Origin of the sequence: Brevibacillus antibioticus, assembly GCF_005217615.1 — a bacterium.
GTDB lineage: Bacteria > Bacillota > Bacilli > Brevibacillales > Brevibacillaceae > Brevibacillus > Brevibacillus antibioticus.
Genome location: NZ_SZNK01000001.1, coordinates 1,567,456 through 1,588,632 on the forward strand (window position 1 = coordinate 1,567,456; position 21,177 = coordinate 1,588,632).

The following is a 21,177-nucleotide window of genomic DNA, read 5'->3' on the forward strand; positions in this document are numbered from 1 at the left end:
GAGTCGGGACGAAAACTAGTATTCTTGCTGATCTGTCTGGTTCTCGTACTTTCCGGAAGTATACCCGTGTACGCTGAAACAAGCGTTCCACAGAATACGGAAATCGCAACGAAAATCGAACAGCTGGTCAATAAAACCATGGAGTCGGAAAAAATCCCGGGTGCAGCCGTTGTGGTCGTCAAAGAGGGGAAAACGATTTACAAGCAATCGTTTGGATTTTCCAATCTCGAGAAGCAGGAACGGATAACTGCTGACACATTGTTTGAAATCGGATCGAACTCCAAGGCCTTTACGGCGCTAGCCTTGCACCAGCTAATCGAGCAAAAACGTCTTTCTCTGGATGATCCTGTTCAGAGCTTTATACCGTGGTTTGCCGTTACATATAAAGGACAACCGGAAACGATCCTGATTAAGCATTTGCTGTATCATACCAGTGGGATTCCTTTTGAAAGTATTGGCTCCATCCCTATTTCTTCCAGTGAGAATGCGATCGAAGAAACCGTGCGAGCGATCAATCATGCTGAACTGGTACGCAAGCCAGGGACCGAGTATGAATACGCCACCATTAACTACGATATCCTGGGCTATGTGGTCGAGAAGGTTACCGGGAAGTCCTATGAGCAGTATGTGCAGCAAGAAGTCATCGCCAAATTGGGACTAACCGATACATTTTTGAAGGCACAGGCACCTGAGTGGGATCTGGCAAAAGGGCATAAAATCAGCTTCTTTTCTCCAAAAGTGTATAATGCGCCTGATTATCGAGGAAACACGCCAGCTGGTTATGTCGTATCCAACCTGACTGATATGGAACGATGGCTGAAGATTCAGCTAGGGGTAGAGTCTTCCGCGATTCGTACAGAGCTGGTGAGTGCCTCACAGCTTCCTGACCGGTCGGTACCTCCAGCTGCGGACGGTTCCTCGTATGCGTCAGGCTGGATGATTTATCAGGATGGTGGCGGGCAAATTTCGCACGGCGGCAACAACCCTGGATTCTCGTCGTACATGGCGTTTCGCCCAGAGGAAAAGCTGGGAGCCGTCGTTTTGACCAATACAAACTCGCTGAACGCATTCGTCATCGCCGAGGGGGCCGTCAATCTCGTACTAGGCAAAGAAGCTCCGGTAGTAGTGTCTGACACCAATCTTCAAGCAGATCGAATGGCAAGCATTTCTCTTGTGATCCTTGGTATCCTTTTGTTGGTACTTGGTGGGGCAATCGTGCAGATTTTCGTGCAAGTCTATCGAGGTGAACGAAAACTCGTCGCGAATGCGGGGCGAATTTGCTTTGCATCCTTTGTTGCATTTGTTGGCATGGGAATTGTTTTAACCGCCGCCTTATACTATTTGCCGGATGTATTTTTTATGGGTTTACCATGGCCGTTCATCGAGGTCTGGCTTCCGATCACCATTTTTTACGCCATATATGCATTGGTAGCAGGACTCGCTCTGTTTAATGTCTACATCACACTCACCCGCTTGTTCCCGAAATCGCAAGAAACATCCATGACGTCTATTGTCATCCAAGGACTTATCAGCGGTTTTGGGAATGCGCTGATTATTTTTATGATCAATCTGGCGCTCACTTCTACAAACAAGTTTCATGCATCCATTTTCCTTTATTTTCTCCTGGGTATCTTGTTGTATATCGTCGGGGAGAAAATGATGCGTAGCCGACTGATTGTGATCACTAATGAAATTGTATACGAAAAAAGAATGGAACTGATCCGCAAAATTTTTCGGACCCCTTATCAAAAATACGAGACACTTGATAACGGTGAAATATATGCGGGGCTAAATAACGATACGGAAACGATCAGTACGTTCGCCAATAGTGTCGTTGTGGCACTGACGAGTGCGGTTACACTCGTGTTTTGCTTCATTTACCTGGGCTCGCTGGATCTATACGGATTTTTGTTTTGTCTGGCTGTCATTTTTGTGGCTGTCGGTTTGTATACGCTGGCAGGTCGCTTTGCAAATAAAGTATGGGAGGAAACCAGAGACATCCAAAATGTGTTTTTCTCCTATATTACCGATATGATCGGGGGCTTCAAGGAGCTGTATTTGACGCAGGCGCAACGAAAAGAATTTGAAGATGACATGGAAAAAAGCTGCTCTGACTATCGACATAAGAAATCAGCGGGCCAATTTAAATTTGTGAACGTGTATTTGATAGGGGAGTTGCTTTTCGTCGTGGTAATCGGCACGGTTGCCTTTTTATTCCCGGTGCTCTTCCCTTCGCTTCAAAAAGAGATGCTGATTAGTTATGTGTTTGTCTTTCTGTATATGACTGGGCCCGTTCACGGTATTTTGAATGCGGTACCGGAGCTGATTCGGATCAAGATTAGTTGGCAGCGATTGAATGCGTTGCTCGATTCGTTATCAGTGGAAACGAGAAGAGAAGAGGAAAGCTTGGCTCGGCAAAACTCGCAAGACTTTGAGACGTTTTCAACTGAACAGGTGCGTTTCCGATACAAAAACAAGGAGGGCGAAGAGTTTTCCGTAGGGCCGCTGGACTTCTCCTGCCGAAAAGGGGAAATCGTCTTCATTGTTGGTGGGAACGGCAGCGGGAAGTCAACATTTGCCAAGCTGATTACTGGATTGTACGAGCAGGATGAGGGCGAGTTTTTCATGAACGGCCAAAACGTGAATGCTGATCAACGCTGCGAATTCTTCTCTGCGATCTTCAGTGATTTCTACTTGTTCGAGAAAATGTACGGAATCGATTACCAAGCGAAGCAAGAAGAAGTGAGCAAATATTTAGAGGTGCTGCGCATCGCTGACAAAGTCGGAGTGGATGAAACGGGAACGTTTAGCACGACGAAGCTGTCTACGGGTCAGCGTAAGCGTCTTGCTTTAATGCTCAGTCTGGTCAGAGACAGGCCCATTTTCCTCTTTGACGAGTGGGCAGCTGACCAAGATCCAGAATATCGTCAATTCTTTTACGAATCCTTGCTACCAGAAATGAAAAGACAGGGCAAATGTGTCATCGCGATCACACACGACGATCGCTACTTCCATCTTGCTGATCAGGTAGTGAAAATGGAGAGTGGGCGAATTATTTCGCAGCAAACACTTACGCATGCCTGATGTCAAACCAAGCAGAGAAGACCGAACGGGGGGATGATGCCCGGCGGTCTTTTTTTGCATGCGTGGCATGGTTCCATACGAAATGGTCGAAAACCCGAAGTAGGGTGTGCGATGAAGGTGATGAATTACGGTCAATAACTTCCCAAAAAGGAGGTTAGTGATGAGTAGAAGTTATAAGAAGCTCCCGGTCGTACAGGACAAGACTGGGCCAGACAAAAAGTTCGCAAAACGGTTAGCATTCATACGGGATGCCATTCGAGATTGGGAGACAAGTGATGTCCTAAGGTGAAGGCGAAGACAAAAAAACAAATCATCAACGAATGGGCGAAATATTGCGTTCTTTCATACCTGCTCGAATACCGAACAACTACCAATTATAGAACCCTTACGGAAGCTCTTAGTGGCTTCGAACGATACTATGGTTTGGAGAGAGGAGAAGCCTTTACTGTGTTTAAGCATCTCGCGGCCTCGAAAAAGGTTCAGTTTGTATGTCAGCCAAGTTCTCCAAGAGTATCAAAATCGCAGATCTCACCATGAATGCACCAGCAATATCACAACTGAGGTCACATATCATATCCGTCAACGAATTGTTACAAGACCTCCACACCGAACAAGAGACAGATGTCGATATGCAAACGTGCTACTTCTGCACGATTATCTGCTGGTAATGCTCGTCTAAGCAGCGCTTAAACAAACATCCCAGTTCCTTACCGGAACTGGGATGTTTGTTACGTGGCCTTTTGTAGCTGCGGGATGCAAGGGGAGAGGATCTCCACGCCTACGTCAATGATCCTCTCGGCACCCATGAAGTTGAGGTGGATCTTCGCCCGCTTTTTGTGACGGTCTATTTTGGTGATGATGCCTTCCATGCCCTGCAGCGGACCGGAGGTTACGGAGATACGTGAATTTTCTATGTAGATGCCCGAATAGCCAACGATCTCTCCGTCTCCGATCAGTTGCAAGATCAGTGACATCTCGCGTTCGTCAATTTTGGAGTAGTAGGTTCCTTCATCTTTGGAGTAGACCGTGCCTTGGCTGAGCAGCTTGTAGCACTTGGGGACTTTTTTCAAGGTGTGAAAAACTTCATCGGTCATGCGGGTCTTGATCAACACGTAGCCAGGGAACATTTTCTTCAGCACGTGCTTAACAGCGCCTGCCTTCTTCTCGGGGACTCTGCGTTTCGGTACGACAGAGTGGAGGGAAGTTTCATCAAAGTACAGGTTCAGGAACTTTTGCACGACCTCTTCTTGACCGGATTCAACGAATAGTGCGTACCAATACAAAATAGCCATCCCCTAACTAGTGTTTGTTGTTAAATAAGTGGTCAAGCGAAAAATAGTATTTTTAGAAGATTATACCATATGATACAAAACGTGGGATAGATTAAATAGGTCTATGGTAAGTAATCCTTGACGAACAAAATTGAATGAGAGTAGTATTAAGTTGTATTACTGGAATGGGTTATGTTGTTCAATTCGTAAATTCATTGATCGAATATTTGGTTGAATCTTAGAAAATCCCTAAGCTAATTTAATCGATGTTTCGGCGCGTTGAAAGAACTTAGGGTATCATATTGAATCGCATTGAGAGGAAGGGGGATGGGTGAAGTGTGTCCTCCGGAGAGCTTCGTGCAGGGACTTGACGTGCGAGGGGGAGAGGAGCCGTACAGCGCTTGGTTGAGCGTTTGCTGTGCGCAGTCGGCGGCGGAGTATCAGGCCACGATCCCGTTTCTGCACCCGAACGAGCTGGCGTTTTATGAAGGGCTGCAGTTTGAGCGGCGGATCACCAGCTATCTGGCCGGACGCTATGCGGCCAAGCGAGCGGTGGCGGTCTCTGTGCAGGAAGAACGTCTGGATCGGATCTGGATCGATCGTGGGATTCTTCACCAGCCGCTGATCGTACACCCTGCCGCTCTCAATCTGCAGGTGAGCATCTCTCATTGCGACGAGCTGGGGGCGGCGCTCGTCTTTCCGGAAGCGCTGCCGATGGGGATGGATGTCGAGCAGATCTGTCCGGCCCGGCAAGCCGTGCTGGCGGGTCAGATGACGGAGCGGGAACGCGAGCGGATCGGTGCGCAGCCAGGGTCTGAGGCGCTCTTGATGACGCTGTACTGGTCGGCCAAGGAAGCCTTGTCCAAAGTCTTGAAAACTGGCCTTGGGGTGCCGTTCGAGTTTTTGGAGATCACAGGGCTCGAACAGCAGGGAACGGCTTGGGTGGCGGCTTACTCTCATTTTCCGCAGTTCCAAGTTGCGGGCTGGGTCGTAGGGGAGCGCGTCTTTGCGATCGCCTATCCCAAGGACTGTCGTTTGGACTTGGAGGCCGTGCAGGATCTGTTGTGCAAGGTGGAAGAAGTTATATAAAATAGCCAAAGCAAGCACAAAAAAGTAGAGGAGATCGTTCCTCTATTTTTTTGTGCTTACTTTGAGAGGGGGGAAGGATGAAGTGGACTATGAGTTGCACCCGTTGAAGGTTGAGTTTTTGTTCATGAAAAATTATGCGTACATACTCGTGGACAAAGCCACCCGGCAGGCGGCTGTGGTGGACCCGGCTTGGGACTTGGAGTTGATCGACGGGATGCTTCGCTCATTGGAGGCGGAGTTGACTTGCATCCTGCTGACACATTCGCATCACGATCATGTCAACAAGGTGGAGCCGCTGTTGGAGCTCTACCCGGCGGCGCGGGCGTACATGTCGGTCAAGGAGATCGATGCCTACGGGTTCGCATGTCGGAATCTGCATTCGTTTGAGGAGGGGGAGACGATCTTGCTGGGAGAGACGCCGATTACCTGCATGCTGACGCCAGGGCACACGGCCGGTGGGGCTTGTTTTCGGCTCGCAGACGATCTAATCACGGGGGATACGGTGTTTATTGAAGGTTGCGGCGTCTGCAATGGGGCCGGAGGTTCCCCGGAGCAGATGCATGACAGTTTTCAGAGGATTCGCAAGTCCACACCCCCTCATGTGCGGGTGTATCCAGGTCATTCTTATGGCAAGGAGCCGGGCATGGCGTTTCGGGATGTGCTGGAGCACAATATCTATTTTCAGATTGAGCAAAAAGAGCATTTTGTCCGGTTTCGGATGCGCAAGAACCAGGGGCAATTGTTCAATTTTAAATAAATCAAGGTAGACGAGTCGCGTTCAGGAGGGGTATGGATGGGTAAGCCGGTCGTGTTTCTTTTCTCCGGACAGGGTTCTCAGTTTTACCAGATGGGTCGAGGGCTCTATGAGGAGGTATCTGAGTTTCGCAAGTGGATGAACAAGTTGGACGAGATGGTGACGCCGCTCGTCGGGGAGTCGGTGCTGGCGCGTCTGTATGCGGAGGACAAGCGCCGAGACGAGCCGTTTGAACGGACGCTATTGACCCACCCCGCGATCTTCATGGTGGAATATGCGCTGGCGCAGGCGCTGATGGACCACGGGGTCAAGCCAGATGCGGTCCTTGGCAGCAGCATGGGCGAGTTCGCGGCGGCGGCTGTGGCAGGTGTGCTCGATGTGGAGGTCGCGTTGGAGCTGGTGGTGGAGCAGGCCAAGGCTTTTGAGGCTACCTGTCTCCCCGGCGGGATGATCGGGATTCTGCAGGAGCCGAGCATCTATGACAGGATACCGCTCTTGCGTCAGAACACGGAGATGGCGTCGATCAATTCGGACGCGCATTTTGTGGTGGCCGGCCCGGCGGCGATGCTGCCGAGAATCGGGGAGGCGCTTCAGGAGAAAGGCATCGCCTATCAGGTTCTGCCGGTCTCCTTTGCGTACCATTCCTCATGGGTTGATCCGGCTGCTGCTTCCTATGTGGCCCGGTTGCGCGGGCTCTCGTATCGCCAGCCTCAGGTGCGATTTTATTCCGGGGTGACCGGGCGGCGGGAGACAGCGCTGAGGAGCGAGTATTTCTGGGAGGTGGCGCGACAGCCGATTCGCTTTGCCGAAGCGGTGCAGGCGCTGGAGCAGGGAGACGATTGCCTGTACGTGGACTTGGGTCCTTCGGGAACGCTGGCCAATCTGGCCAAGCGGAGTTTTAAACAGGATTCGCTCTCGCAAAGCTATGCGGTCCTCACGCCGTATCAGCAGGATCTCAAGAACTTCAACAAGGTTTGCGAGCAACAGGAGCAACTCATTTCATCGCCCATCAGAAAGGAAGGACAACCTATGAAAGCATACGTGTTTCCTGGACAAGGTTCTCAGCACAAAGGCATGGGAGGTACGCTGTTTGACGAGTTTACAGATCTGATGGCACAAGCGGATGAGATCTTGGGCTATTCGATCAAAAGGCTGTGCTTGGAGGACCCGGACAATCAGCTGGGTCAGACGCAGTACACACAACCAGCTCTGTATGTGGTCAGTGCACTGAGTTTTCTCAAGAAGGTGCAGGAGACGGGATGCAAGCCGGATTATGTGGCCGGGCACAGCTTGGGTGAGTACAATGCGCTGTTTGCGGCTGGGGCGTTTGATTTTGCTACCGGTCTGCGGATGGTCAAGAAGCGGGGCGAACTGATGAGCCTTGCGAGCGGTGGGGGCATGGCGGCGGTGATCGGGTTTACGGTGGAGCAAATCGACCGGGTGCTGATGGAGAACGGGCTGGACGCAATCGACATCGCCAACCACAATTCGCCGGACCAGATTGTCATCGCGGGCTTGAAGACGGACATCCTGCGCGCGCAGCCGTTTTTTGAGGAAGCGGGCGTGCGCATGTACATTCCGCTCAATGTGAGCGGGGCTTTCCATTCCCGGTATATGGCGGAGAGCAAGCGAAGTTTTGAAGCGTATCTGGAATCGTTCGAATTTTCGAAACTGGAGATTCCGGTCATCTCGAACATTTATGCGCGTCCGTACAAGCAACGGCAGGTGAAGGATAATTTGGTGCAGCAGATCGTGTCTCCGGTCAAGTGGACGGACAGCGTGCGCTATCTGATGGGCCTTGGCGAGATTGAGATCGAAGAGGTTGGGCCGGGCAATGTCCTGACCAAGCTCATCACCTCGATCCGCCGCAAAGCGGAACCGCTCGTGATCGAGCCGGAAGCGGAAGACGTGGAAGAGGCGGAAGAGGCGGTGCTGGTGGCTGTGGCGGCGTCTGTGACTGTGCCTGAGGTGACGAAAGAATCGGTCGCGGAGGTGGCAGTCGCTGTTGAGGCGCCTGCTCCGGCTCCGGTGGAGGTCGTGCCGGTGAGGGAAGCAGTGAGCGAGCCGGTCGTGCGTGTGTCAAGAAGGGCGAGCACGGCAGAATCGCTGGGCGATGAGGAGTTCAAGAAGGATTATAACTTGAAGTACGCCTATGTCACGGGCTCGATGTATCGTGGCGTGGCCTCTGAGCGCCTGGTCATTCAGGTCGGCAAGGCGGGCATGCTGGGTTTTTACGGGACCGGAGGCATGAAGCTGGAGCAGATCGAACAGGCGATCCGCACGATTCAGCAGGCGTTGATGCACGGTGAGGCGTATGGCATGAACCTGCTGCATAACCAAGGCAACCCATCGATGGAGGAGATGACGGTCGATCTCTTCCTGCGCACCGGCGTGCGGAACGTGGAGGCAAGCGCCTACATGGCGGTGAACTCCGCATTGGTCCGCTACCGGGCGAAAGGGCTGAAACGCTCGGCAGAAGGCGGCGTGATCGTCGAAAACCGCATCCTCGCCAAAGTCTCGCGCCCGGAAGTTGCCGAGGCGTTTCTGAGCCCGGCACCGGAGCGCATCGTCGACAAGCTGTTGCTGGAACAGCGGATCACGCGCGAGGAAGCAGATCTGCTCCGCGAAGTTCCGGTGGCGGATGACATCACCGTTGAGGCCGACTCCGGCGGACATACCGATCAGGGGGTCTCTTCCGTGCTGCTTCCGTCGATCGTTCGCCTGCGCGATGAGATGATGGCCAAATACGGATACAAGAAGAAGATTCGCATCGGAGCGGCCGGCGGTATCGGAACCCCGGAAGCTGCGGTGGCGGCGCTCGTGCTCGGGGCGGATTATCTCGTGACCGGCTCGATCAACCAATGCACGGTGGAAGCGCAGACGTCCGAGTCGGTGAAGGATCTGCTGCAGGAGATGAACGTGCAGGACACGGCCTATGCGCCGGCGGGCGACATGTTTGAGATCGGCGCTCGCGTGCAGGTTTTGAAAAAAGGCGTCTTTTTCTCGGCCCGTGCGAACAAGCTGTACGATCTCTACCGCCAGTTCAACTCGCTGGAGGAGATCGATGAGAAGACCCGCCGCATTTTGCAAGAGCGTTACTTCAAGCGCAGTTTCGACGAGGTCTACCGCGAAGTACAAGCCTATGTGGCCCCGCAGGAGATCGAGAAGGCGGAGCGCAATCCCAAGCACAAGATGGCGCTGATCTTCAAATGGTATTTTGGCTATTCGTCGCGCATGGCGCTCAGCGGGGACGCCGAGCACACGGTGGATTATCAGGTGCATTGCGGCCCGGCCTTGGGGGCGTTCAACCGCTGGGTGAAAGGCACGCCGCTGGAAAGCTGGAGAGCGCGCCATGTCGATGTGATCGGCGAAAAACTGATGCGCGAAACGGCAGACCTGCTGAACCGGCGCATCTCTGAACTGGTCGGATTGTAAGCAAAAAGGAGCGAATCTGGATGACTCAAACGCCAAAGCGAGAAGTTGCCATCGTCGGAATCGCCGGTCGTTTTCCGGGGGCGAAGAACACGCAGGAATTCTGGAACAACCTCAATGCAGGCCTCAACAGCATCTCTGTCATTCCGCAAGACCGCTGGAAGTGGGAGGATGTGTACGGCGACCCGCAAAAGGAAGAGAACAAGACGAACAGCAAGTGGGGCGGATTCATCGAGGAGGTCGATCGATTCGACCCGCTGTTTTTTGGCATCTCGCCCAAAGAGGCTAATTTTATCGACCCGCAGCACCGCCTGTTTCTAGAAACGGTCTGGCAGGTGATTGAAAACGCTGGCTACAGCCCGAAGAGTCTGTCGGGCGGGAAGATCGGCGTCTATGCGGGCGTTTCGAAAAACGACTATGCCGAGCTGATGGGGGAGAACATTAGCGCCTTTGTTTCCACAGGAACGGTACACTCGATCCTCGCGAACCGCGTGTCGTATTTTTTCAACTTCAGAGGGCCGAGCGAAGCCGTGGACACCGCGTGCTCCAGTTCTCTGGTCGCCCTGCACAACGCGGTGCGCGATATTCGGGAAGGGGAATGCGAGGCGGCGATCGTCGGGGGCGTCAATGCGCTGCTCAGCCCGCGGATGTACATCTCCCATGCCAAGTCCGGCATGCTGTCGGTGGACGGGCAATGCAAAACGTTTGATGCGTCGGCGGACGGCTATGTGCGCGGTGAAGGTGTGGCCGCCCTGTTCCTCAAGCCGCTGGATAAGGCGGTGGAGGACCGTGACAACATCTTGGGCGTGATCAAGGCGACGGCGATCAATCATGGTGGGCGCTCGAATTTCCTGACGGCCCCCAACGTGACCGCTCAGTCTGAGGTGGTCTACACGGCGCTGCAGCGCTCCGAAGCGGATCCGCGCAACATCTCCTACATCGAAGCGCACGGCACCGGCACGCCGCTGGGCGACCCGATCGAGATCAATGCGCTGAAGAAAGCATACGGGCAGTACTATGAGGAGCGGGGCCTGCAGCCGCGCGAGAACTCTTGCTTGCTCGGCTCTGTCAAGACGAGCATCGGCCATTTGGAGAGCGCGGCCGGGATGGCTTCGATCATCAAGGTGCTGCTGGCGATGAAGCATGGCGTGCTGCCGGGGTTGCTCAATTTTACAGAGATCAATCCGTACATCTCGTTTGAGGGATCGCCCTTTGGCCTCGTTACGGCTCCGACCGCGTGGAAGAAGCGGCGCATCGAAGGCAAGCTGCTGCCGAGACAGGCGGGGGTCAGCGGGTTTGGCATGGGCGGCGTCAATGCGCATGTGATCTTGGAAGAGCCACCGCGCAGCAACAGACCTCGCGCCAAGAGCGCTTCGCAGAAGCGGTTGGTGCTTTTGTCTGCGAAAAAAGGGAAGTTGCGGGCATTGGCTGAGCGGCTGCTCACATTTTTGCGAAGCGAAGCCGGACAGTCTGTGCATGTGGACGATCTCGCGTTCACGCTGATGTTCGGGCGCGAGGAGTTCGAGGAGCGTCTGGCGATGGTCGTTTCGTCGGTGGAGCAGGTGGTGGAGGAGCTGGAGCGGTATGTGAGCGAGCAGGCCTCGCTGTCGCTGTTCCAAGGCGTCGCGGTGACGAAGCCCGACGCGCCTGTGCAGGTCGCTACGTCGACGGACGATCTGTTCCTGCTCGCCGCGGCTTGGGTGAAGGGCGAGGGGATCGAATGGGAGCAGGCGAGCTTCCACGGTTCTCGCATCGAGGTGCCGGGGTATCCGTTTGAGCGGTTGCGCTGCTGGTTTGAGCCGAAGACAGTGAAGGCGGATGCGAATGCGAATGGGGCTTCCAGCGACAAGCAGATCCTGCTCCCTGCTACGGAGCGGATGGTGCAAGACCATCTCGTTCAGCAGCAGAAAGTGCTGCCGGGCGTGGGCTATCTGGACCTGATCGTCGGAGAGCTGAAGGAAGAGTGGACAGCCGGTGTGACGTTCCAAGATGTTTACTGGCTGAAGCCACTGGCCGTTCTCGACGAGCCGCGCCCCCTCCTCTTGAACGTGAAGGAGGAAGGAAGCGACCGGGCTGTGCGCATCCGTTCGGGTGCGGACCTGCACTGCCAAGGCCGCCTGGTCAAGCAGGTGGCGCGGACGGAAGAGCGAATCGAGGTGGAGGAGATTCGCAAGCGCTGCGAGACGAAGGAATCGAAGGCCGAGCTGTATGGTCTCTTTTCCGAAAACGGTCTGGTGTACGGGCCTTCGTTCCAGGTGATCGAGACGCTGCACTGCTCGGCTAACGAGGCGATAGCGGAGGTGGACGTCGGGAATCACGGGCGCATTGCAGCCGGCATTCTGGACGGGGCGCTGCAGACGGCGGTGTGCTTGAGCGTGCGAAACGGCACGGCGAGCGAATCGCAGTATGTGCCGTACTATGCGGAGAGCTTCACGGTTGCGGGAAGCTTGGAAGCGGTGCGCTATTACTATGTTAAGCAGCGTCAGGTGCAGCAGAGCGGTTCGATCCAGTTCGACCTGTATCTCTGCGACGGCGAAGGTCGCGTGCTGGCTTCGGTGAAGAATTTTACGAAGCGGACGTTGGTGAGAAAAGAAGAAGCAAGGAACGAAGAAACGAGAAAAGAAGCGCCGAGCAAACAGGGGCTGCTCTATTACACCTCGAAGTGGCGGGAGGAAGCCTGCGGTCCGGAGGCGAAGACGAAGGGCTTGCTCCTCCTCAACGGTTCGGAGTCGCTGGCCGATTGGATGCGCGGCGAACTAGGCGAGGAGGTGCCGTTCCGGCGCTTGACGATCGCCGAGCAGGACCCGGATCGCTATCTAGAAGCGTTGCAGGAGGTCAAGGCGAGCGGGTTTGCCGTGCGGCAGATTCTCGTGCCAGCCGGCCGTCCGGGGGTGGAAGACCTGCGGGGGCTACTCGTGCTGGCAGGAGCTCTGATTAAGTGCCGGTTTAAAGAGCCGATCAAGATCCTCTACGCCGGCGAGAGCATGTCGTCCGAGACGCTGCCCGCCCTGTATGCGGCCGGCGGGCTGGCTCGCACGCTGAAGTATGAGTACCCACGCCTTCATCTGGAGGTGGCGGCGTTTACGGATCGCTTTGAAAACTGCGGCCGGGCGCTGCTGGAGGAGCTGTTTGCGAGTGCTCCGGCCCCGTTGCATGAAGTGAGATATGTAGGCGGGACAAGGCAGCTGCGCGAGATGGTGACCGTTGCGGGCGGCTTGCAGAAGCAGGCTTATGCGCTGCGCCAAGGCGGGGTGTATCTGATCGCAGGCGGCACGGGCGGCCTGGGGCAGATTTTCTCCGACTATCTGGCCAAGGAATATCAGGCGAAGGTCGTGTTGCTCGGGCGAAGAGAGCAGGATGAGAGAATCGCGGCACAGCTTGACAGGCTGGCAAGTCTGGGCGGCTTGGGCCTGTACATTCGGGCGGACCTCGGTGATGCTGGTCAAGTGCGTGCGGCGGTGGAGCAAGCGCGTGCGACCTATGGCAGCATCCACGGCGTTTTGCAGGGAAGCGGGTTGATTGAAGACAGCTTCATCCTGCGCAAAACAACCGAGTCTTTTGAAAAAGTCCTGCAGCCCAAACTCGCGGGGACGCTCCATCTGGACGACGCGACGGCCGACGACGAACTGGACTTTTTTGTCATGTACTCGTCGATTGCAGCGCTGATGCCCAATCAAGGGCAGTGCGATTATTCTTCGGGCAACAGCTTCATGGATGCGTATGCGGCGCACCGGCAGCAGCTCGTCACCGAGGGCAGGCGCAGCGGTCTGTCGCTGGCGATCAACTGGCCGCTCTGGGCGAATGGCGGGATGACCGTGGAGCCGGAGGAGAAGGAGCACCTCTGGAAGGTGTTCGGGATGCAGCCGCTGGAAACGCCGCAGGGCTTGGTCCTGCTCCGGGAAGCGCTGCATCTGGCAAGTCAGGAAGGTTTCGCTCACATCGTAGGGATCGAAGGTGACCAGATGAAAATTAACCAGCACTTTGGCATCTGCAAGAAGGCGGAGACTGTGCGAGAACTGGATGTGTCGACGATGATCCGTCGGGATCTCTACAGTATCCTCGCACAAGCGCTGCACCTGGCTCCGGCGGAGATCGGTGCCAGCCAGCCGCTGCAGCAGCTCGGGGTGGCGTCGCTGTCGCTGCTGCAGATCGCGAACCTGATCTCGCAGTATTTTGGCGTCGATTTCAAACCGCCGTTGCTGTTTGAGCATGGAACCTCGCAACAGATTCTGGACTATCTGCTGCAAGACAAGCAGCGCGCGGTTATCGAGGCTCACTATGCCGAGCTGGGGGCTCTAGCTCCGCTGTATCGCAGCTCGGGACTGATCGATCTGAACAAGGTCGATGGTGAGCAGGGGCTGTACCAGCGACGTTATGACAACACGGAGTTCTATCAGGTCGATCATGTGGTGGACAACAAATACAACGTGCCAGGCGCGTGCTATGCCGAGATGGCCAGACAGGCAGGCGCACTCGCTCTTCCGGGCCAGCGGGTGAGCAAGCTGCTCAACTGCTACTGGGCGAAGCAACTGTCTTCGGGCGGAGAGCCGTTTGATGTGTTCATTCAACTGTTGCCAAAAGGGGAGCGCACCGACTACGAGATCTACAGAATGGAAGGGGCCGAGCGCGTCGTGCATGCGACTGGGGCGTTGGAATATGCTCCGTGGCAGCTGGCGCAGAGCGAGGTGGAAACGATCGATCTCGCGGCGATTCGAGAGCGCTGCACGGCGAGCTGGACGCGGGAGCAGGTCTATCAGCAGATTCATGCGGAAGGCTTGATCGTCGGGGAGAGCTTCATGCCGATGCAGGAGATGGTGCTCAACGAGCAGGAAGCGCTGGCGACGCTGGAACTGCCGGAGATGATCGCAGACACGTATGAGGAGTACCTACTGCACCCGACGATGCTGACGGGCGTGTTCCAGACGGCGCTGATCAACAACCGCTTCCACGGCGATGACGAGCGCGATTTTATACCGATTGCGATCGAAAGCTTGGAGATGTGGGGGATCGTGCCGCGCAGATGCCACGTCTACAGCGAAGTCAGCCCGAAGACGAAGAACAACCCGGACATCAAGAAGTTTAATCTGACCGTTTGCGACGAGGAGGGGCGCGTGGTGGCGCGGCTCGTCAATTTCTCGATCAAGGCGACAAATTATGAAAAATCGGCCTTGGTGCAGGCGGCGGCCCCGGTGTCGTCGGCCCAAACGCAGGCGGTTCGCGACCGTGGAGTGGCGGTGCTGAGATCTCGCGCACAGGAATTCGTGCGGGGTCTGCTGTCTGAGGCGATCGGGCTGGAACCGTCGATGATCCTGCCGGAGGAAGCGTTCGAAGCGTATGGCATCAACTCGGTGATGATCTTGGAGCTGAATAAGCTGTTCGAGGATGCGTTCGGGTCCGGGCTGTCCAAGACTCTGTTCTTTGAGTACCGCAACTTAGAAGATCTGACGGGTTATTTCCTGGAGGAGTATGAAGAGACGCTGCGTTCGCTGCTGCAATTGCCGGAAACGGTTGAAGTGGATGAGGTGGTAGAGGCGGAGGTTGAATCGACAGTAGCGGCTGTGGCGAGTGCTCAAGAGACCGCGTGTTCCGCAGATGTGGTCGAGACGGTCGCGATGACACCGCACGCTCCGGCTGTGCGGGATATCGCGATCATCGGCCTTGCCGGGCGCTATCCGCAGGCTGGATCGCTGGCGGAATTTTGGGCGAACATCCAAGCGGGCAAGGACTGCATCGAAGAGATCCGACCGGATCGATTTGATTATGTGCGCTACTATGATCCGGACAAGCAAAACGACAAGCTGTACAGCAAATGGGGTAGTTTCCTAGAGGATGTGGACAAGTTCGACCCGATGTTCTTCAACATCCCGCCGCGTGAAGCTGAGCTGATGGACCCACAGGAGCGTTTGTTCCTTGAGGTGGTCTGGCATGCGCTCGAAGATGCCGGCTATACGAGACAGAGCCTCAGCGATCAGTCGGTCGGCGTGTTCGTCGGGGCGCTGTGGCAGCCGTATCAAGAGCTTGGTGTGCTCGCACAAGCGCAGGGCCATGTGCTCAGCCCAAGCACGCTGCTCTACAGCATCGCCAACCGCGTTTCGTATTTCTGCAACTTCAACGGGCCGAGCCTGACGGTGGATACCGCGTGCTCTTCGTCCCTGACCGCGCTGCATCTCGCCTGCCAGAGCATTCTAAACGGAGAGAGCAGCGTCGCCATCGCCGGCGGCGTCAACCTGTCGATCGGCGCGGGGAAATATCTGTTCCTGAGCCAATACAAGTTCCTGGCGACGGATGGCAGATGCAGAAGTTTTGGCGCGGATGGCGACGGGTATGTGCCGGGCGAAGGTATCGGCGCCGTGCTGCTCAAGCCGCTCGACCAAGCGGTGAAGGACGGCGACCACATCTACGGCGTCATCAAGGCGACTACTGTCAATCACGGAGGCAAGACCAACGGGTATACGGTGCCGAACCCGACGGCGCAGTCGGACATGATTCTGAAAGCGCTGGAGCGGGCGAAGATCAATCCACGGGGGATCAGCTACATCGAGGCGCACGGCACCGGCACGGCGCTGGGCGACCCGATCGAGATCACGGGGCTCTCCCGCGCGTTTGGCAAGTACACGCGAGACAAGCAGTTCTGCGCGATCGGCTCTGTCAAGTCGAACATCGGGCATCTGGAAGCGAGCGCTGGCATCGCCGGCCTGACCAAAGTGCTGCTCCAGCTCAAGCACCGCAGAATTGCTCCGTCATTGCACTCTCAACAGCTCAACGCAAACATCGACTTTCGGAACAGCCCGTTTGTCGTGCCGCAAGAGCTGATGGAATGGAAGCGCCCTCAGGTGGAGTTCGATGGTCAGACAAGAGAATTCCCGCGCCTTGCGGGCCTCTCGTCGTTCGGGGCCGGCGGTGCGAACGCGCATGTGATCATCGAGGAATACCAAGCGGTAGAGCAACAGCGTGACCATTTCGGAACGGCTCCGCACGTCATCGTGCTCTCGGCCAAGAACGCAGACCGTCTGCAACAACAGGCACAGCGCTTGTTGCAGGCTGTCGAGAGCGGTGCATACAGCGATGCGGACATGCCAGCGATGGCCTACACCTTGCAGCTGGGCCGTGAGACGATGGAGGAGCGTCTGGCCGTGCTGGCCTCGTCGCTCAAGGAACTGAGTGCCAAACTGCAAGATTTCCTGTCCGGCAAACGAGGCATCGACGGCGTGTTCCACGGACATGTCAAGCACTATAAGGACACGCTGGCCCTCTTCGCGCAGGACGAGGACATGCAGGCGGTGATCGAGGCATGGCAGGCAAAAGGCAAGTTCGGCAAGCTGCTTGACCTGTGGGCTAAAGGGCTGTCGATCGATTGGAGCCGGCAATATGCAACAGGCAAGCCAGGTCGCATCTCGCTACCGGGCTATCCGTTTGCCAAGGAGCGCTACTGGCTTCCGATCGACGGAGCTGTGCAGAGCGGGACGGGCGTAGGACGCGCCGCGATGCTGCATCCGCTGGTGCACGAGAACACGTCCGACCTGACCGAAGTGCGGTTCCGTTCGACGATGACGTGCCGCGAATTTTTCCTCCGCGATCACGTCGTCTATGGCAACCCGGTACTGCCGGGCGTAGCAGAGCTGGAGCTGGCGCGAGCGGCTGCTCTGCTGGCGACGGGTCTTGAAGCGAACGATCCGACATCCATGCGTTTGAAAGATGTCGTCTGGCCGAAACCGATCGTCGCAGCAGGCGAATCTATAGGTCTGCATGTCGGACTCCATGCGCTGGAGGACGGCGAGATCGCCTATGAGATCAGCAGTGACATCCCACAAGGGGAGGAAGCTCCGACGCTGTATAGCTATGGCGAAGTCGAGATCTGCGCGTTCGATCCGGCACCGCCGCTCGATCTACACGCCTTGCAGGTGCAGTCGGGACTCGGCGTTCTGACGGCTGAGCAATGCTACGATGCCTTCCACGCGATGGGGACGGCCTATGGGCCGAGCCTGCAAGGGATCGAGACGCTCTATCTGGGAGTGAGCCACGTGCTGGCCAAGCTGGCCCTACCGTCAGCAGCTTTTGCCACGGAAGCGGACTATGTGCTGCACCCAACCTTGTTGGAAGCTGCGGTTCAGGCCGTGAACGCTTTTACGCTGAAACAGACCGACCGCAAGCCGACCCGACCGGTCTTCTTGCAGTCGCTGGACATCCTCCGTCCGTGCCCGTCTACGATGTGGGCGCTGATTCGAAGCGGGGAGACCGGCTATGACCTCGACCTCTGCGACGAAACGGGCGAGGTCTGCGTGCAGATGCGCGGACTGGTGCTGGAGCCGGTCGAAGGCGAGTGTCAAGGAAACAGCACGGCGGCAGAGCGCAAGATGTATTTTCTGAAAAAAGTGTGGGAGCCATGTTCCGCAGCTCCAAGCCGCAGCGTCAACCGGGCGGTGGCGATCCTGACCACGCCGGAGACGCGCAGTTTGGCCACCGAGCTGGCGAAGAGACTGCCGCAAAGCCGCCTGTTCGATGTGGAGCAAGAGCCGCAAGAGCTGGATTGGCAGGTGTATGACGGCCTGATCGATCTGGTCGGCTGCGGTCAGGAGCGCAAGGAGTCGGCGGAATGGATGAGCTGGCTTCAGCTGCTGATCGAACACGGCCGCCGCGATGAGATGATGCTTTTGGGTGTCACCAAGGGGCTGGAAGGGTATCAGAATGCGACGGTCAACCTCGCGGGTGCCTCCCGTGCGGCGCTCTATCGCATGCTGCAGAGCGAATATGGCCATGTGCAATCCCGCCATCTCGATCTGGAGCCGGTCTCTAATGAAACGGGGCTGGCCGAGCAGATCGCCGCTGAGTTCCTTGTCGAAGATGAGGACACGGAAGCGTGTTGGCGAAACGGGCTGCGTTATCGGGCGCGGCTCAAGGAATGGGAAAAAGGCGAGCAGCAAGTGCGAACACCGTTCCCGGAAGATCAAGTGCTCTGGATCACCGGGGGGACGCGGGGCCTTGGGTATCTGTGCGCGCAGCATTTTGTCAAACACTATGGCGTCAAGCGCTTGGTGCTGACCGGACGGGAAACCTTGCCGCAGCGCGAGACATGGGCGGCGCACCTTCGGGAGCAGACGCCTGTTTCCCGGAAGATTCAGGGCATCCAAGCTTTGGAGCGAGAAGGGGCGCAGGTGATGGTTCTGTCTGTGCCGCTGTCCGATGTTCAGGCGGTCGAAGAGAGCGTGCAGGCGGTTCGCCGAAGCCTCGGCCCGATCGGCGGGGTGCTGCATGCGGCGGGCCTGCTCGATGAAGAGAACTCGGCCTTCATTCGCAAGACGGTCGAAGACATCGAGCAGGTGCTGGAGCCGAAAGTGGCGGGACTTGACGTGTTGTACCGCAGTCTTTGCGCAGAGCCGCTACAGTTCTTCGTCGCGTTCTCGTCTGTGTCGGCCACGATCCCGTCGCTCGCGGCGGGGTTGAGCGACTATGCGGTGGCCAATGCCTACATGGATTATCTGGCGGAAGCAAAGCGTCCGGAATGTCCGATCGTCAGCGTGCAATGGCCGAGCTGGAAAGAGGCGGGCATGGGCGAAGTCAAGAGCAGAGCCTACGAGCAGACAGGCCTTCTGACGATGACCAACGCCGAGGGGCTGGAGTTCCTCGATTATGTGCTGGCGAGAAAAATCGGCCCGGTCGTCATGTCTGCTGTGGTCAACCCATCGCTCTGGAATCCGCAAACGCTGATGCAGCGCAAAAAGCAGACGGCGGCGCTCCCGACATCCCCTGTGGTTCAGGCACAGCGTCCGGCGACCCCTGCGCAGAAAGCAAGCGTTGTGGCAGGCGGCCAAGGGCAGACAGCGGAGGCTTGGGTTCGGTCGATTTTTGCAAAAGAATTGAAAATGGATCCGGCCAAGATCGAGGTCGATGCGCAGATTACAGACTACGGGGTCGATTCCATTTTGCAAGCGCAATTGCTGCGTCAGATCGCGCAGGCGTTGCAAGTGAAGCTCGACCCGTCTCTCCTGCTGGAGTTCCCGACGATCGAATCGCTGGTGAAGCATTTGGAGGCTCTGCATGGGCCAGCCCTCGCCAACGCGACGGGGGCCACGCAGGTTCAGCAAGAAGAGCTGGCGGCACCTTCTTATCGTGCGCCGAGTCGTCCTGCCAAGCCGCGTGTCGCGAAACAAGGACAAGCAGCCGTGCGCAAAGCGGCTCCGGCCTCTGGGGCCGCTGATCTGGCTGTCGTCGGCCTGTCTTGCCGACTGCCGGGGGCGACTTCTCTGGAGCAGTATTGGCAGTTGCTGTCCGAGGGCCGTTCCGCCATTCGCGAGGTGCCGCTGGGGCGCTGGGGGTATTCGAGCGGTTTCTATGCCGGATTGCTCGACGACATCACGCAGTATGACCCGTCGTTCTTCCATCTCTCGGAGGAAGACGCCAAAGCGATGGACCCGCAAGCCCTTCTGGTGCTGGAAGAGAGCCTCAAGCTCTTGTGCCACGCCGGCTACAACCAGCAGGAGGTCAAAGGCCGCTCGGTCGGCGTCTACCTCGGGGCGCGCAGTAAGCATTCGCCGAGCACGGCGGATCTGGGTCAGACGCGCAACCCGATTTTGGCTGTTGGACAGAACTATCTGGCGGCGAATATCTCGCAGTATTTTGACTTGCGCGGCCCGTGTGTCGTAGTGGACACCGCTTGCTCCTCCGCTCTGGTGGGGATGAACATGGCAGCGCAGGCGCTTCAGAGCGGGGAGATCGAGTCGGCGATCGTCGGCGGGGTCTCTCTGCTGACCACCGATGAGACGCACCGAATCTTTGAACAGCGCAACATCCTGAACCGAGAAGGGGCGTTCCACCTCTTTGACCGTCGAGCGGACGGGATCGTGGTCGGGGAAGGGTGTGGTATGGTCTTGCTGAAGACGGTGGAGCAGGCTTTGCGCGATGGCGATGCGATCTACGCCGTCATCAAAGCGGTCGCTGTCAACAACAACGGACGGACCGCCGGACCAGCCACCCCGAGCCTTGAGGCACAGAAACAAGTGCTGCAGGCGGCGCTCCGAAAAGGCGGGGTATCGCCTGAAGCGGTTCGCTATATCGAAACAAACGGTTCGGGCACGGAAGTGACCGACCTCTTGGAACTGAAGACGATCCAAGGGGTGTATCGCGCTTCCTCGAACCTCCCGCTGGGATTGGGGTCGATGAAACCGAACATCGGGCATCCGTTGTGCGCGGAAGGGATCGCCGGATTTATCAAAGTCGTCTTGATGCTACAGCATCGGCAGATGGTGCCGTTTTTGTCGGGTGAAGAGGCGATGACGCATTATGATCTGCAGTCGTCGCCGTTTGAGATGGCCCGTCAACTTATGCCTTGGACCGAAACGGCTCGCATCGCGGCGATCAACTGCTTTGCCGACGGCGGCACCAACGCGCACGTGATCCTCGAAGGCTGGGAAGAGTCTGAGGAGCGTTCGATCCTTCGCAAGCCGATTCCGCTTCCTGTCTTGCAGCGCCGCGATGTGAGCGGGCGCGGACAGGGCGAACGGGCAGAGGGCGCGATGAATATCTGGAAGCAAATTGGAGTTGAGGTGTAAC

At 56.7% G+C, this 21,177-nt stretch carries 8 protein-coding genes; 7 read left to right on the plus strand and 1 reads right to left on the minus strand.

Translation table 11 applies throughout. The features are described 5' to 3' along the window. The first annotated feature begins 24 nt into the window (after positions 1–24). The 3 genes from edeA (at position 25) to E8L90_RS31355 (ending at position 3,621) form a co-directional block, all read left to right on the plus strand. Positions 25–3,084 carry a cyclic peptide edeine export ABC transporter EdeA gene (gene edeA / locus E8L90_RS07375; RefSeq protein WP_137033316.1) on the plus strand — a complete coding sequence of 1,020 codons (3,060 nt, stop codon included), beginning with the start codon at positions 25–27 and terminating at the stop codon, positions 3,082–3,084. Between the two features lie 160 nt (positions 3,085–3,244). Beyond that, on the plus strand, positions 3,245–3,373 hold the full coding sequence (locus tag E8L90_RS31075; RefSeq protein WP_279633648.1) for a hypothetical protein: 129 nt from the start codon (positions 3,245–3,247) through the stop codon (positions 3,371–3,373). Continuing rightward, a complete protein-coding gene (locus tag E8L90_RS31355) occupies positions 3,370–3,621 on the plus strand; it encodes a TnsA endonuclease C-terminal domain-containing protein (RefSeq protein ID WP_137028643.1) in 252 nt (83 codons plus the stop codon). Before E8L90_RS31075 ends, E8L90_RS31355 begins: the two co-directional genes overlap by 4 nt. A gap of 191 nt (positions 3,622–3,812) precedes the next feature. On the opposite strand, the gene loaP is transcribed toward E8L90_RS31355, so the two are convergent. Further along, positions 3,813–4,376, minus strand: coding sequence for an antiterminator LoaP (gene loaP / locus E8L90_RS07385; RefSeq protein WP_425267101.1), 564 nt, complete (start codon positions 4,374–4,376; stop codon positions 3,813–3,815). 306 nt (positions 4,377–4,682) lie between these two features. Between loaP and E8L90_RS07390 the strand changes: the two genes are divergently transcribed. From E8L90_RS07390 to E8L90_RS07405, 4 genes are all read left to right on the plus strand, one after another. Next, a complete protein-coding gene (locus tag E8L90_RS07390; RefSeq protein WP_137028645.1) occupies positions 4,683–5,444 on the plus strand; it encodes a 4'-phosphopantetheinyl transferase family protein in 762 nt (253 codons plus the stop codon). Positions 5,445–5,568: 124 nt separating this feature from the next. Next, on the plus strand, positions 5,569–6,201 hold the full coding sequence (locus tag E8L90_RS07395) for an MBL fold metallo-hydrolase (RefSeq protein ID WP_137033318.1): 633 nt from the start codon (positions 5,569–5,571) through the stop codon (positions 6,199–6,201). 36 nt (positions 6,202–6,237) lie between these two features. Continuing rightward, the gene (fabD, locus tag E8L90_RS07400) at positions 6,238–9,633 is read left to right on the plus strand and encodes an ACP S-malonyltransferase (protein WP_137028646.1); all 3,396 of its coding nucleotides are present in this window, start codon (positions 6,238–6,240) and stop codon (positions 9,631–9,633) included. A gap of 20 nt (positions 9,634–9,653) precedes the next feature. After that, complete coding sequence (locus tag E8L90_RS07405) at positions 9,654–21,176, plus strand: SDR family NAD(P)-dependent oxidoreductase (protein WP_137028647.1); 11,523 nt, start codon at positions 9,654–9,656, stop codon at positions 21,174–21,176. Position 21,177 lies beyond the last annotated feature (1 nt).